The sequence below is a fragment of the Lentibacter sp. XHP0401 genome, assembly GCF_025751535.1.
Taxonomy (GTDB): domain Bacteria; phylum Pseudomonadota; class Alphaproteobacteria; order Rhodobacterales; family Rhodobacteraceae; genus Lentibacter.
In genome coordinates, this window is record NZ_JAOWLC010000004.1 from 121,741 (window position 1) to 135,626 (window position 13,886).

Sequence of the window (13,886 nt, forward strand, 5' to 3'; positions counted from 1 at the left end):
AAAGGGGCAGTCGATGCGCGCGCCGGTCTCAGTCATCATTCCAACGCTCAATGCGGCCGATGGCCTGCCCGCGGCGCTCGGCAGTTTGGGCGAGGGGCTGGAAGCGGGCCTCATCCGCGAGCTGATCATTGCAGACGGCGGCTCGCAGGATGCTACCCGCACGATAGCCGAAGCCGCAGGCGCCGACTGGCTCACAGGGCCGGCAGGGCGCGGCGTGCAAATTGCACAGGGCATTGCGGCCGCCAAGGGGGCGTGGCTGCTCGTTTTGCACGCCGATACGGTGTTGGAGGCGGGCTGGTCGCGGCCCGTTCTTTCGCATATCGCAAACGCCCCCGACAAAGCTGGCTATGGCCGGCTTGCCTTCGCCACACGCGGCTTTGCGCCGCGCTTTGTGGCGGGCTGGGCGAATCTGCGTGCGCGTTTCCTTGGCCTGCCGTATGGCGATCAGGCGTTGCTCATCTCGGCGGAATTACTCGCAAATACAGGCGGCTACCCGAGTTTGCCGCTGATGGAGGATGTCGCCCTTGCACGCGCCCTTAAGGGAAAGCTCGTGCCGCTCGGGCTTACTGCCCTGACAGACGCGAGAAAATACGAGAAATCAGGCTGGATGCGCCGCGGTTCGCGGAACCTCTGGCTGCTCTTGCGCTACTTCCTCGGCGCAGACCCTGCCGCTCTAGCGCGGCTTTATCGGCAGTCTGACCGCTCGTCTTGAACTGCAAGTCATGCAGCCGCGCATAGACGCCATCGCCCTTGAGCAGCGCCTCATGCGTGCCCTCGTCCACAACGCGCCCTGCGTCCATCACAACAATCTTGTCTGCGTCGCGCACCGTTGAAAGCCTGTGCGCAATCACCAGGGTTGTGCGCCCCTTCGAGAGCCGCTCAAGCGCCTCCTGAACCACAGCTTCAGATTTGGCATCCAAAGCCGATGTCGCTTCATCGAGTAGCAAAATAGGCGTGTCGCGCAGCAAAGCCCGTGCAATCGCCACCCGCTGGCGCTGCCCGCCCGAAAGGGCGGAGCCGCGCGGCCCGACTGGGGTGTCCAGCCCGTCAGAAAGCTGTGGCAAGAAATCAGCCACATGCGCCGCTTCGATCACCTCTTTCAAACGCGCCTCGCTCACATCCGTGCGTCCAAGCAGGATATTTTCGCGCAGGGTTTCATCAAACAAAGCGGCATCCTGACTCACGACAGAAAACAGCCCGCGCAAATCTTCCAAAGACATATCGCGCGTTTCCACACCTCCGATGGTGGCATTGCCGCTGTCCGGGTCAACAAGCCGTGTGAGCAGGTTGAAAACCGTCGATTTCCCCGCGCCGGAAGCTCCCACAAGCGCTGTGGTCTTGCCCGCTTCCGCCGTCAGTGTTGCGCCGTTCAAAACAGTGGTGTCCCCATAGGAAAGCGTGACATTGCGCAACTCGATCCCGGGTGTGCCCTTTGGCGCAGGCTTGGGGGAAACAGGGGATTTCAGGCTCGGCTCCGTCTCCAGAAGCTCGCGCAGACGCTCGATACCCGAAGCCGCTATTTGCCATTGTCCGCTCACCGCACCAAGGCGGCGCAACGGCTCGAAAGCAAAACCGATTGCGGTGAAGAAAGACATGAACTGCCCAACCGATTTTTCGCCCGCAATAATCTCGGAACCGCCGTAAACCAGCACGCCGACAAAGCCGAGGCCCGACATGATATCAATCATCCCCGGCACAATGGCACTGCCCGCTTGGGCGCGCACTTCGGCCTTCACAAGCTTGTTGGTCAAGGCGCCGTAACGCTGGCTCTGATAGCCCTCAAGGCGGTTAAGCTTTACAGGAACAATCCCGTGGAACACCTCGTCGAGGCGTGTGGCCAGCTTTGCGCCAAGGTCACGCGCCTCGCGCGCGCGACGGCGGACAAATTTCTGCACAAGCCGCGTAGGCGCCAGCACCAAAGGTGCGCCGATCAGGGCCACAAGCGTCCACTTCCAATCAACCGAGATCGCTACCCCCATCAGCACGAAAAGCGTGATAAAGTCACGTCCCGCCCCCATAATGAGCGCGCGCCAACCTTCGTTGATGGCAGCAACATCCGTCTGCACCCGTTGGATCAGAAATCCGGGCGGGTGAGTCTGGTGAAAAGCCCCGTCCTGACGCATGATATGGGCCAGCAGATCGGTGCGCAGCGCCGCCGCCATCTTTTGCATGATATACGCCAGCGTAATTTTTTGCCCGACAGCGGCCACAGCCCGCCCCGCAAAAATAGCAAAGATCGCCAGCGCCACCCACCTGATCGCACCTTCGTTGCCGGCGATGAACACCGTGTCAAACATCGGGCGCATGATGTAGCTGAGCCCGCCCAGCATGGAGCCTTCGATGATCATGAAAACAAGTGACAGCAGGAGAAACCCTGTAAAGCGACTGAGGTAGTTGCGCCAGATCCAGCGGAAAAGTTTATCCCCGTTCTGTTCGTTGCTGTGTTGGGGGGTATCGCTCATTATGGGCCAATCTTTATTGCCTTTCATAATCGTTTAGAGAAGGGGCCGCGCGCTGGCAAGGTTTCGCCGCATACGACACAGCATTGACGCTGCGCAGCATCGGGCTAAAGTCCCCGGAATATTCGCTAAGGAGAGACACAATGTCAGGCGCAGGTGGACGTGATTATCTAGCAATTCCAGGCCCATCGGTGATGCCCGATGCCGTTCTGCGTGCCATGCACCGTGCTGCGCCCAATATTTATGCAGGCGAACTTCCCGATATGATGCCCTCGCTTATTGAGGGTCTCAAAAAAGTTGCCCGCACAGACCATTTCGCCACGATCTATATCGGCAATGGCCACGCCGCATGGGAGGCCGCGCTCAGCAACATCGTGCGTGAGGGGGATACCGTTCTTGGCGTCATCAATGGCCACTTTGGCCGCGGCTGGGCGCGCGTGGCAGAAGGTCTCGGCGTCAATGTCATCCCGCTCGATTGCGGCCTCAAAGCGCCCGCGCAAGGCGAAGCGCTGGAAGCTGCCCTGCGCGCTGATAAAGAAGGCAAGATCAAAGCTGTCCTCTGCACCCATGTCGATACCTCGACCTCGGTAAAAAACGATATCGCCACCCTTCGCGCCGCGATTGATGCGGCGGGTCACAGTGCGCTTCTGGCGGTTGATTGTATCGCCTCGCTCGGTTGTGACAGGTTCGAGATGGACGCTTGGGGCGTCGATGTCATGGTCGCAGCTTCGCAAAAAGGGCTTATGGTTCCGCCCGGCCTCGGCTTTGTTTTCTTCAGCGATAAGGCCGCAGCCGTCCGCAACTGTATGGACCGCGTCAGCCATTACTGGGATTGGGGCCCGCGCAGCGCGCCCGAAGCGCTCTGGCAATATTTCGCAGGCACAGCCCCCACACATCACCTCTACGGGTTGCAAGCCTCGCTCGAGATGATCCACTCCGAAGGCATGGAAGCCGTCTGGGCGCGCCACGAAAAGCTCGCTGGTGCTATCTGGGCAGCCTGTGAAACCTGGGGGCAGGGCGGCCCGCTTACGCTCAACGTGCCGGAGCCCGCGCACCGCTCAACGGCTGTCACCTCGCTGCACATCGGCAAAACAATAGGCACACGCCTGCGCCAATGGACCGAGGGTGAAGCCGGCCTCACACTCGGCATCGGCCTTGGCATGGGCAACGAGGAGGACCCGATGGCCGACGGCTACTTCCGCATCGGCCACATGGGCTACGTTAATCCACAGATGATCATGGGCGCTCTGGGCAGCATCGAAGCGGGCCTCGCCGCCCTGCAAGTCCCACGCGGTTCAGGAGCGCTGGACGCAGCGGCGCAAGCACTGGCATAAAGGACAGCAACGTCTTTCTGCGAGACAAGCTTGCCACTCGGTTGTGAGGGAGCGTCTATGCACATCAGCCTGCTTCCCGCCGTTAAGGAACAAGTGCCGCCGGTGTTTTGCCGGAATGAACCAAAGGATTCAGAATGCCTGCTGACATAGACAAGCTTGCTCTGCCCATGACGCGGCCAATCGTTGCAACGATCGCGACGGTGTTTAGAGCTGATCATGTGCTGCTGGTGCGCCGCGCGAACCCGCCGGATGCGGGCAAGTGGGGCTTTCCGGGCGGAAAAATAGATCTCGGAGAATCTATTCAAGATGCAGCCGTCCGCGAAGTTCTTGAGGAAACCGGGGTGCACGTAACAGCACAGCAGGTCTTCACAGCAGTCGATGCTTTCGACCGTGATGAAAAAGGCATGGTGCGCCATCACTACGTCTTAGCGGCTGTCCTCTGTTCTTGGGTGTCGGGTGAGCCGATTGCGGGTGATGACGCCCTTGAGGCCCAATGGTTTCCGATGACTGAGCTAGGCACAGGAAATCTTGCTCTTAGCCTGGACGTGGAAGATGTCGCTCGGCAGGGTGCTGCAATCGCCACATGAGTCTGGTCACGGCAGCGACAGAATGGCCGCTTTAGGCTCAAACCTAGCCTCTGCCACGTCCGTGCACCCCTTCAGCTTTCAACCCAAATCGTCACCGGCCCGTCATTGACCAGACTTACTTGCATGTCCGCGCCAAACTTCCCCGTTTCAACAGGTACGCCAAGCGCCGCGAGATCCTTTGCAAACAGCTCATAAAGCCGCTCGCCCACGTCAGGCGCGGCGGCGGCAGAAAAGCCGGGGCGGTTGCCGCGGGATGTGTCTGCCGCCAGTGTGAACTGGCTCACCACAAGGGCCCCGCCCTCAATGTCCAGAAGCGAGCGGTTCATCTTGCCTGCCTCATCCTTGAAAATGCGCAACTTCGAAACCTTGGCCGCCAGCCTCGCGGCGTCCTCCTCTCCGTCGCCCTGCATGGCGCAAACCAGAATCATCAGCCCATGCCCGCAGCCGCCAATCCGCTCGCCCTCGACGCGCACTTGCGCCTCTTTCACCCGCTGAAGTAGCGCTCTCATTTTACCCTCGCTCAGTTTGCGCGCAAGAAGGCCCAAAAGCTTGAGCGAGGTCAAGGCGCATACATTCAAAACACGGTATAAAAGGAGCTGACACTAACAAAAGGAACACGCGACATGACGGCAAAGTCTCCAACTCCGGCAAACACACCTGCGGCAGCAAATGCGAAGCACCCCAAACCTTCACTCGAAGAGGTGCGCCGTGCGTTTGAGAACGGAATCTACCCTTACAAAACCAAACTTGGTAAAAGAGACTACGAAGCCCAAAAAGCCGCGCTTCAGGCCGAGCTTCTGAAAGTCCAGCACTGGGCGCAGGAGACAGGCCAGAAATTTGTCATGCTGTTTGAGGGCCGCGATGCGGCAGGCAAGGGCGGCACGATCAAACGCTTCACCGAGCACTTGAACCCGCGCACCGCGCGCGTTGTGGCCTTGAACAAACCCACAGATGAAGAGCGCGGCCAATGGTATTTCCAGCGCTACATCCAGCACCTGCCCACACAGGGCGAGATCGTGCTCTATGACCGCAGCTGGTATAACCGCGCAGGTGTCGAGCGGGTCATGGGGTTCTGTGAGCCGAACGAATATCTGGAGTTCATGCGCCAGACACCCGACTTCGAGCAAATGCTCGTCCGTTCCGGCATCCGGCTCTACAAATACTGGTTCTCCGTCACACAGGAAGAGCAGGCCCGCCGTTTTGCCAGCCGCGAGACCGATCCGCTCAAACAGTGGAAGCTGAGCCCGATTGATAAAGCCAGCCTCAACAAATGGGATGACTACACCGAAGCCAAAGAGGCGATGTTCTTTTACACCGATACCGCCGACGCACCTTGGACCGTGGTGAAATCAAACGACAAAAAGCGCGCGCGCCTTGCCTGTATGCGGCATTTCCTCGCGAGCCTCGATTACCCCGGCAAAGATGTCGAACTCGTGGGCGAACCTGATCCGCTGATTTGCTCAAGCGCCAATCACGTGATTCACCGCACAGATCACATTCTGGGTGCCTCCCTGCACCCCGATCAACGCCGCGGAAAGTAAACATCAAGCAAATCGAAGGGGTTGGCGCTTTTCCGCCAGCCCCTTTTCGCTCCCATTGCAGGCAGGGGGATAGCAATCTAAGGCTTTCACATGCGTTTTCTAACCGCCCTTTTCATATGTTTTGCCGCTCCTCTCGGGGCGCACCCGCATGTCTTTGTCGAGACAGGCTTGCGACTTGTCGTGGATGAAAGCGGGCAAGTGGCAGGCGTCGAGGTGACATGGCGCTATGACGAGCTTTATTCTCTCCTTGTTCTTGAAGATATGGAGCTTGATAGCGACTTTGATGGCAAGCTCACGCAGGCCGAACTGGCCCAACTCGACGGGTTTGATCTGCAATGGATCGAGGGCTTTGAGGGCGACCTCTATGCGCAGGCCGGCGCTGGAAAGCTGGTGCTCGGCCCGCCCGAGAACCGTGGCACAACCGTTGATGCCGGTCATATCACCTCACGCCATTACCGCGCGCTTGCCGACGGGCCGAAGGCGCTCAGCCTCAAGGCGTTTGATCCGACCTATTACACCGCCTACGACCTTGGCCTCGGAGTTCACATGCCTGCGGGCTGCAAATCCAATGTGGTAAAGGCCGATCTTGAAGCGGCCTACAAACTGGAAGCGGAGCTTCTGGGCGATGATGTTGACGACCCCGAAGCCGACTACCCCGAAGTCGGCGAAGAATTTGCAGATGAGGTTATTGTAACATGCGCATCGGACTCCTGATTTTTGCCCTCGCAGCCGTGATGGCCCTGGTGGTCTGGCTCTGGGGCATGGGGGGAGCCGCGGACCTTTCGGCTTGGGCGTCCGAAGGCCAGCGCAAAGTGCAAAACGCAATGGCAGGCCTCTTGCGCGCGCTGAAAGGCGGCGAGCCGGGGGCCTTCTGGGGGCTTATGGGGCTGTGCTTTGCCTATGGCTTCTTTCATGCGGCAGGTCCGGGCCATGGCAAGCTGATCATCGGCGGATACGGTGCCGCGCGGCGCGTGCCGGTGCTCAGGCTTTCGGCTCTCGCTGTCCTCTCAAGCCTCGGGCAGGCGGCGGCAGCCGTGCTGTTGGTCTATGCCGGCGTCTTCGCCTTTGGACTCACGCGTCAAGCCATGACAGGCCTTGCAGAAGACTGGCTTGCGCCCGCCTCCTATATCGCGATTGCGCTTGTCGGGGCCTGGCTTGCCCTGCGCGGGGCGCGAAAGCTCTATTCGATCTGGAAACATCGCGGCCATGCCCATCACGACCATGACCATCACACCGACGGCAGCTGCGGTTGCGGCCACAAACACGGCCCCAGCGCCGATGAGGCCGCCCATGTCCACAGCCTGCGCGACGCGCTTCTGGTGATCGGCTCTGTCGCCATACGTCCCTGCACAGGCGCACTTTTCTTGTTGATTCTCACCTGGCGGCTCGAGATTGATCTGGTCGGGATTGCGGGAGCCTTTGTGATGGGCTTCGGCACAGCCAGTGTAACGGTGATCGTTGCAGTGCTCTCGGTTTTGATGCGCGAAAGCGCTTTTGGTGCGGTGGCCGAAAGCGGCACGGCTCTCAGGCTTTCGGCGCTTCTGGAGCTTGGGGCCGGAGCGCTTATTGCGGTTGTGGCGCTTTCGCTGGTTTAGCTGGTGTCTGAATGAGGTTTTGCGCTGCACTTCGTGCATCGCTCAGGGGGGCGGGCCGCTAAAGCGGCCCGCCCCCCTGCTTGTATCTGGTGTATATGCCGGATTTGAAGTGTTGAGCGCTTTTATGGCGCAGGATTTGGATATTTAGAGCAATAAGAAAGGGATTTAGCCTTTGTGAGCTTCTTCCAGGGCTTCGGGGAGGGCGGCTTTGAAGGCTGCGAGATCGCCCTCCGTGCCGCAGCTGACGCGAATGCAGCGGTTTTGCGGGACAACGAAGGGCATACGCACGAAGATGCCACGCTTGATCAGCCCATCCAGCACAGCCTTGGCAAACGCGCCATCTTTTCCGCAGTCGATTGCCACGAAATTGGCGGCAGAGGGCAGGGCTTTGAGCCCGTTGTCAGCCGCGATTTCGGAAATACGGCTGCGTGCAGCGGCAACATTGGCAAGTGTCTCGGCAAGGTAGCTTTGGTCTGCCAATGCCGCCAGAGCGCCTATCTGGCTGGTGCGGTTCATGCCGAAGTGATTGCGGATCTTGTTGAACGCCATAATCAGCGGGGCCGCGCCCATCGCATAGCCGACACGAGCGCCTGCCATGCCGTAAGCTTTTGAGAAGGTGCGCATACGGATGACGCGTGGATCGTTGATATCGACAGGGGCGGCCGTGCCCTCGGGGGCGAATTCGATATAGGCTTCATCCAGCACCAAGAGGCAGCCCTCGGGCAGGTCATCAAGCCTTTTGAGCACGTCAGCACCTTTGCGCCATGTGGCCATCGGGTTGTCGGGGTTGGCGAAATAGACGAGCTTGGCATCGGTTTCGCGCGCCTTCAGCATCAGCGCGGACAGGTCTTCATGATCGTCACGATACGGCACTTTGTGCAATACGCCGCCAAAGCCTGCGACATGATAGTTGAAGGTCGGGTAAGCCCCATCGGAGGTGACGACAGTATCGCCTTCACCGATCATCAAGCGCACCAGATAGCCCAAAAGCCCGTCGATACCTTCACCGACCATGATGTTCTCGGGCGCGCAGCCGTGATGGGCCGCCAGAGCCTGCCGCAAGTCGTGGTTCTCGCTGTCGCCATACATCCAGATACCCGAGAGGCTTTCGGCCATGGCCGCAAGCGCCAACGGCGAGGGGCCGAAGACATTTTCGTTCGCTCCGATACGGGCGGAAAACGCAACACCCGTGGCACGCTCATGCGCCTCGGGGCCGACAAAAGGGACGGTGGCGGGCAGGCTCTCGGCGAGCTTGGTGAGGCGTGTATGTGTCATGCGCTATCGTTAATCCAAACAGGGGCGCGGCGGCAAGTGGCCTTGTAAGCTTCGCGAGAGCACTTACATGAGACTCACTCGCAACTGGAGGGCTGAACATGGCCAAACTTACCCGCCGCGGCTTTATCGGAACCACTCTGGCAGCCGGAGCGGCACGCACAGTTCCAACTGTGGCCAGCAAAACGGGCAGCCGGCGCATCCTTACGCTGGTCTATGATAAATCGCTGGGCATGATGCGCGCGGTCGAGAAGATTGTGCCTTTACGTTAAGCTTTTGCGAAAGCAGCGCACGGGTTAGTCTCTTTTCAAAGAGGAGTTTTGCCCATGGCCCGTGTCACCACCGAAATCAAAGATCATATCGCCCATGTCACGCTCACCCGCGCTGACAAAATGAACGGCGTCGATATCGAAATGGCCAAGGCCCTCGTTGCGGCGGGGCAAGCTCTTCTAACAGATGACAGCATCAGAGCTGTGGTTCTCTCGGGCGAGGGGCGGGCCTTTTGCGCCGGGCTTGATGTGCAGAGCTTCGCCATGTTGGCGGCGGGCGATCCCGAAGCCACGATCATGCCGCGAGAATATGGCAGCACCAACCTCTTTCAGGAACTGGTCCTGATCTGGCGGCGTATCCCTGTGCCGGTGATTGCTGCTCTGCATGGTGTGGTTTATGGTGCGGGCTTCCAACTGGCGCTTGGCGCCGATATCCGTATCGCTCACCCCGAGACGCAGCTTGCAGTCATGGAGATGAAATGGGGCCTTGTGCCCGACATGGGCGGCATGGTTCTGATGCCACAACTCACCCGCTCCGATGTGATCCGCAAGATGACCTATACCGCCGAGCCGGTGAGCGCCGCACAGGCGCTTGATTGGGGCTTGGTGACCGAGTTGTCTGACACGCCGCTGGAAGCTGCCGAGGGGCTGGCGGCGACAATCGCCTCAAAAAGCCCTTCAGCCATTCGTGCAGCCAAGCGGCTCATCGGGGTTGCCGAAAGCGATGCTGGTGACGATGCAGTTCTGCTGGCCGAAAGCCGTGAGCAAACCGATCTTGTCGGCAAGCCGCACCAGATGGAAGTCATCGCCGCGAACATGCAAAAACGCGCACCGGAATTCTGAGGGCGCTGGGGGCATCGCGCGCTGCCTTAACTTAATTTCTGTTAACGAACAGGCGATTCACGCGGTGCACGGGTTGTGCACGCATGGTGCACGCTTTTCACCCCCTGTTTCTGGGGTTGCTCCGCAGCGTTAACCCCAGCGTGCGCTGCTTTCAGGGTTTGACATGTGTTGCCCCTTTTGACCCTTGGGTTTTGCCTGCGTATTCGCTAGACCTTGAGGCAACGGAACACCCCAAGAAGGGCTGAAGATTATGGCGATGGAAAAGACATTTAACGCAAGCGAAGCTGAACCTCGCATCACCGCGATGTGGGAGCGCGCCGGAGCTTTCCGCGCGGGAGCCAACCGCTCGCGCGACGAGAGCTTCACAATCATGATCCCGCCGCCCAACGTGACAGGCGCTTTGCACGTTGGTCACGCCTTCAACAACACGCTTCAGGACATCCTGATCCGCTGGCATCGTATGCGTGGTTTCGACACGCTCTGGCAGCCCGGACAAGACCACGCAGGCATCGCCACGCAGATGCAGGTCGAGAAGATGCTGGCGGCCTCGGGGCAGCCTTCGCGGGGAGAGTTGGGCCGCCAGAAATTCCTTAAGAAAGTCTGGGAGTGGAAGGGGCAATACGGCGGAACGATTGTGGAGCAGCTCAAGCGCCTTGGCTGCTCATGTGATTGGAATCGCAACGCTTTTACCATGGCGGGCGCCGAGGGTGACCCCCGCGTTGGCCATGAAAACTCGGCCAATTTCCATGATGCGGTGATCAAGGTTTTCGTTGAAATGTACGACCAGGGCCTGATCTATAGAGGCAAGAGACTGGTCAACTGGGACCCGCATTTCGAGACCGCGATTTCCGATCTTGAGGTTGAGAATATCGAAGTCGCCGGCCATATGTGGCATTTCAAATACCCGCTCGCAGGCGGCGCGACATATACTTATGTCGAGAAGGACGAAGACGGCAATGTGACGCTCGAAGAAGAGCGCGATTATATCTCGATTGCGACGACCCGCCCCGAGACAATGCTGGGCGATGGAGCCGTCGCTGTTCACCCGGATGACGCGCGCTATGCGCCCATCGTCGGCCAGCTTTGCGAAATCCCCGTGGGGCCGAAAGAACACCGTCGCCTTATTCCGATCATTACAGATGAATACCCTGATATGACCTTCGGGTCTGGCGCTGTGAAAATCACCGGCGCGCATGATTTCAACGATTATGAAGTCGCCAAACGCGGCGGTATTCCGCTTTATCGTTTGATGGATACCAAGGGCGCAATGCGCTCGGACGGGGCAAGCTATGACGAGGCAGCGACTGTGGCTATGGATGTATCCAAGGGGTTGCAAACGCTCAGTATTTCAGAGGCTGATGCGCTCAATCTTGTGCCTGAGGACCTGCGCGGGCTTGACCGTTTTGAAGCTCGCAAAGCCGTTGTGGAGCAGATAACATCCGAGGGTTTGGCTGTGATGGTCAACGAGCAATACGAGGACGACGGCGAGCTCAAATCGCGCATCGTGCCTTACGTTGAAAACAAGCCGATCATGCAGCCGTTTGGCGACCGTTCCAAGGTCGTCATCGAGCCGATGTTGACAGATCAGTGGTTTGTCGATGCCGAAAAAGTTGTTGGCCCCGCGCTTGAGGCCGTGCGCTCGGGCGAGATCAAGATCATGCCTGAAAGCGGCGAGAAAACCTACTATCACTGGCTCGAAAATATCGAGCCTTGGTGTATCTCTCGGCAGCTTTGGTGGGGGCATCAGATCCCTGTGTGGTATGGGTTCGATCTCTCGGGCGAAGGCTTCAAGGACGATGAGGGCAATGGGGCTTTGGACCTTGTCGAGATGGGCCGTTTGCTCTCTGCCCAGCACTTGTTGAAAGGAGACGAGCGTCACCATGCAGCACCTGATTTTGAGACCGTGACGCAGCAGTTCGTCGACGTTCTCGCAGGCCTGCCTGTACCGCTTAATCACGCACGTGTTGTCGAAGTCGAGAGCCGCAATGCGGCTGCTGATGCCCTGTCGGAAAGCCTCGCAGAGTATGCGGCAAATCAGGACCCGACCAAGCTGATCTACCCCGTCTGGCGCGATGCCGACGTGCTTGATACGTGGTTCTCCTCTGGTCTCTGGCCGATCGGAACTCTGGGCTGGCCCGAAGACACCGACGAGATGAAACACTACTTCCCGACCGATGTTTTGATCACCGGTTTTGATATCCTCTTCTTCTGGGTTGCACGCATGATCATGATGCAGAAAGCCGTGGTAAACGATATTCCGTTTCACACGGTTTACCTGCATCAACTCGTACGTGACGAGAAGGGCAAGAAGATGTCCAAGACCACAGGAAATGTGATTGACCCGCTTGAAATCGTTGACGAATTTGGCGCAGATGCGCTGCGGTTTACCAACGCACAGATGGCGGCACTGGGGGGCGTTCTGAAGCTTTCTACGCAGAAGATTACAGGCTACCGGAACTTCACAACCAAGCTCTGGAATGCCGCGCGCTTTGCTGAAATGAATGAAGCTGTGGGCAGTGATGGGACTGTGCCAGAGGCCACAGCAACTGTGAACAAATGGATTATCGGTGAGACGGCCAAAGTGCGTGAAACGGTTGATGCGGCGCTTGAAGCCTATCGCTTCAATGATGCCGCCAACGCGCTTTATGCGTTTGTTTGGGGCAAGGTCTGCGACTGGTATGTCGAGTTTTCCAAGCCACTCTTGCTGGATGGCGATGACGCCACGAAGGCAGAAACACAGGCCGTCATGGCTTGGGTGATCGACCAATGCGTGGTGCTTTTGCACCCGATCATGCCGTTTATCACCGAAGAGCTCTGGGGCACTTTGGGTGAGCGCAAGAAAATCCTCGCGCACACCGATTGGCCAACTTACGGCAGCGAGCTTGTTGATGCGGCAGCGGATGCTGAGATGAACTGGGTCATTGGCCTCATCGAAGAAATCCGTTCTGTCCGCGCGCAAATGCATGTGCCTGCTGGCCTCAAAGTGCCAGTTGTGGTGCGCAACATGAGCGTTGAGGCCAAGGCGGCATATGAGGGCAACGAAGCTCTGATTAAAAAGCTTGCACGCATGGACGCGTTGCATGTTGTAACCGACTTCCCCAAAGGCACGGCTGCGCTGAGTGTGACGGGGGCCGAATTTGGCTTGCCACTTGCGGACATCATTGATGTCGATGCAGAGAAGGCGCGGCTTGAAAAGAGCCTTGGAAAACTGGCTAAAGAAATCGGCGGTATGCGCGGGCGGTTGGGGAACCCCAAGTTCGTGGAAAGCGCCCCTGATGAGGTGGTTGAGGAAACCCGTGCGAACCTTGCTGAACGGGAAGAGGAAGAGGGGCTGATGAAGGCCGCTCTCAAGCGTTTGGCCGAGATCTGATCTCGAATTTTGCTTCGCAAAATCCGATCCGCTGGGGGACGCTGTCCCCCAGACCCCCTGGGGTATTTAAGGCAATAAGAAAGGATGAACGCAGCAGAATTTAACTGCGGTCGATCTTTGTACTGAGATGGATAAGACTTTCTGAACTACGTACGCCTTTGGCTGCGCCGATATCATCGAGTGTTTCGTCAAGCGCTTCGGTTGTGGGGGCACTAAGGAGTGCAATGAGATCCCACCGCCCCGATGTTGTGTGAACCTGCTCGACACCCGTAAGTAGCTTGAGGCGGGCAAGAACGGCTGGTCCGGAACGCGGCTCGATCGAAATAAGCACGGTGGCACGCAAGGCCGCGCGCGCTTTGATGCCGCGCCGAAGGGTGTAGCCCGCTATGCTGCCGTTTGTTTCCAGCCGCTCGATCCGAGCCTGCACTGTGGTGCGCGCCAGCCCTAACTTGCGCGCCAGACTGGTCACCGAAGCGCGTGCGTTTTCGGCTAAAAGAGTGAGCAGCATTCTGTCAGTTTCGTCGTTATTCATTTTGGCCTGACATATTGACGTTCATTTCTGTCTTTTTATCCGAATTGACGCGATGAATCGACCAAATTTTGCGCCAAGCTGAAA

Annotated in this window: 12 protein-coding genes and 1 pseudogene; 9 read left to right on the forward strand and 4 right to left on the reverse strand. The window is 58.6% G+C overall.

The window, feature by feature from the left end; translation table 11 throughout:
* Positions 1–13 precede the first annotated feature (13 nt).
* Positions 14–628: pseudogene (locus OE750_RS06920) on the forward strand (glycosyltransferase); the annotation flags it as partial.
* On the opposite strand, the gene OE750_RS06925 reads toward OE750_RS06920, so the two are convergent.
* The gene (locus OE750_RS06925) at positions 564–2,462 is read right to left on the reverse strand and encodes an ABC transporter ATP-binding protein (RefSeq protein ID WP_263762870.1); all 1,899 of its coding nucleotides are present in this window, start codon (positions 2,460–2,462) and stop codon (positions 564–566) included. The pseudogene OE750_RS06920 and the gene OE750_RS06925 sit on opposite strands and share 65 nt — an antisense overlap.
* 140 nt (positions 2,463–2,602) lie before the next feature.
* Here OE750_RS06925 and OE750_RS06930 point away from each other — a divergent pair, with 140 nt between their 5' ends.
* Positions 2,603–3,793, forward strand: a complete 1,191-nt coding sequence (locus OE750_RS06930) for a pyridoxal-phosphate-dependent aminotransferase family protein (protein ID WP_263762872.1) — start codon at positions 2,603–2,605, stop codon at positions 3,791–3,793.
* 134 nt (positions 3,794–3,927) lie between these two features.
* Positions 3,928–4,380, forward strand: coding sequence for an NUDIX hydrolase (locus tag OE750_RS06935; protein WP_263762874.1), 453 nt, complete (start codon positions 3,928–3,930; stop codon positions 4,378–4,380).
* A gap of 71 nt (positions 4,381–4,451) precedes the next feature.
* On the opposite strand, the gene dtd is transcribed toward OE750_RS06935, so the two are convergent.
* Entirely contained in the window at positions 4,452–4,889 is a 438-nt protein-coding gene (gene dtd, locus OE750_RS06940) for a D-aminoacyl-tRNA deacylase (protein ID WP_263762876.1), read from the reverse strand.
* Positions 4,890–5,003: 114 nt separating this feature from the next.
* Between dtd and ppk2 the strand changes: the two genes are divergently transcribed.
* From ppk2 to OE750_RS06955, 3 genes are all read left to right on the forward strand, one after another.
* Positions 5,004–5,921 carry a polyphosphate kinase 2 gene (gene ppk2 / locus OE750_RS06945; protein ID WP_263762878.1) on the forward strand — a complete coding sequence of 306 codons (918 nt, stop codon included), beginning with the start codon at positions 5,004–5,006 and terminating at the stop codon, positions 5,919–5,921.
* Positions 5,922–6,011: 90 nt separating this feature from the next.
* On the forward strand, positions 6,012–6,635 hold the full coding sequence (locus OE750_RS06950; protein WP_263762880.1) for a DUF1007 family protein: 624 nt from the start codon (positions 6,012–6,014) through the stop codon (positions 6,633–6,635).
* Positions 6,617–7,516 (forward strand): nickel/cobalt transporter, encoded by a 900-nt coding sequence (locus OE750_RS06955; protein ID WP_263762883.1) that lies wholly within the window; start codon positions 6,617–6,619, stop codon positions 7,514–7,516. The genes OE750_RS06950 and OE750_RS06955 overlap by 19 nt, the downstream gene beginning before the upstream one ends.
* 165 nt (positions 7,517–7,681) lie before the next feature.
* Here the strand turns inward: OE750_RS06955 and OE750_RS06960 are convergent, their stop codons facing one another.
* Positions 7,682–8,791: a pyridoxal phosphate-dependent aminotransferase gene (locus OE750_RS06960; RefSeq protein ID WP_263762884.1), complete on the reverse strand. Its 1,110-nt coding sequence runs from the start codon at positions 8,789–8,791 to the stop codon at positions 7,682–7,684.
* A gap of 98 nt (positions 8,792–8,889) precedes the next feature.
* Here OE750_RS06960 and OE750_RS06965 point away from each other — a divergent pair, with 98 nt between their 5' ends.
* The 3 genes from OE750_RS06965 to OE750_RS06975 all read left to right on the forward strand — a co-directional run bounded on the left by OE750_RS06965 (position 8,890) and on the right by OE750_RS06975 (position 13,270).
* Positions 8,890–9,060, forward strand: coding sequence for a Tat pathway signal protein (locus OE750_RS06965; protein WP_263762886.1), 171 nt, complete (start codon positions 8,890–8,892; stop codon positions 9,058–9,060).
* Between the two features lie 54 nt (positions 9,061–9,114).
* Positions 9,115–9,900, forward strand: a complete 786-nt coding sequence (locus OE750_RS06970) for a crotonase/enoyl-CoA hydratase family protein (RefSeq protein WP_263762888.1) — start codon at positions 9,115–9,117, stop codon at positions 9,898–9,900.
* A gap of 250 nt (positions 9,901–10,150) precedes the next feature.
* Complete coding sequence (locus OE750_RS06975) at positions 10,151–13,270, forward strand: valine--tRNA ligase (protein WP_263762891.1); 3,120 nt, start codon at positions 10,151–10,153, stop codon at positions 13,268–13,270.
* Positions 13,271–13,370: 100 nt separating this feature from the next.
* Here the strand turns inward: OE750_RS06975 and OE750_RS06980 are convergent, their stop codons facing one another.
* Positions 13,371–13,802: an Lrp/AsnC family transcriptional regulator gene (locus OE750_RS06980; RefSeq protein ID WP_263762894.1), complete on the reverse strand. Its 432-nt coding sequence runs from the start codon at positions 13,800–13,802 to the stop codon at positions 13,371–13,373.
* Between the last annotated feature and the right edge of the window lie 84 nt (positions 13,803–13,886).

Excerpts from the sequence above, each read along its gene's own strand:
- ppk2 (WP_263762878.1), top strand. The coding sequence starts at position 5,004 with ATGACGGCAAAGTCTCCAACTCCGGCAAACACACCTGCGGCAGCAAAT.
- OE750_RS06925 (WP_263762870.1), bottom strand. The coding sequence starts at position 2,462 with ATGAGCGATACCCCCCAACACAGCAACGAACAGAACGGGGATAAACTT.
- OE750_RS06965 (WP_263762886.1), top strand. The coding sequence starts at position 8,890 with ATGGCCAAACTTACCCGCCGCGGCTTTATCGGAACCACTCTGGCAGCC.
- OE750_RS06955 (WP_263762883.1), top strand. The coding sequence starts at position 6,617 with ATGCGCATCGGACTCCTGATTTTTGCCCTCGCAGCCGTGATGGCCCTG.
- OE750_RS06935 (WP_263762874.1), top strand. The coding sequence starts at position 3,928 with ATGCCTGCTGACATAGACAAGCTTGCTCTGCCCATGACGCGGCCAATC.
- dtd (WP_263762876.1), bottom strand. The coding sequence starts at position 4,889 with ATGAGAGCGCTACTTCAGCGGGTGAAAGAGGCGCAAGTGCGCGTCGAG.
- OE750_RS06970 (WP_263762888.1), top strand. The coding sequence starts at position 9,115 with ATGGCCCGTGTCACCACCGAAATCAAAGATCATATCGCCCATGTCACG.
- OE750_RS06950 (WP_263762880.1), top strand. The coding sequence starts at position 6,012 with ATGCGTTTTCTAACCGCCCTTTTCATATGTTTTGCCGCTCCTCTCGGG.
- OE750_RS06980 (WP_263762894.1), bottom strand. The coding sequence starts at position 13,802 with ATGAATAACGACGAAACTGACAGAATGCTGCTCACTCTTTTAGCCGAA.
- OE750_RS06930 (WP_263762872.1), top strand. The coding sequence starts at position 2,603 with ATGTCAGGCGCAGGTGGACGTGATTATCTAGCAATTCCAGGCCCATCG.
- OE750_RS06975 (WP_263762891.1), top strand. The coding sequence starts at position 10,151 with ATGGCGATGGAAAAGACATTTAACGCAAGCGAAGCTGAACCTCGCATC.
- OE750_RS06960 (WP_263762884.1), bottom strand. The coding sequence starts at position 8,791 with ATGACACATACACGCCTCACCAAGCTCGCCGAGAGCCTGCCCGCCACC.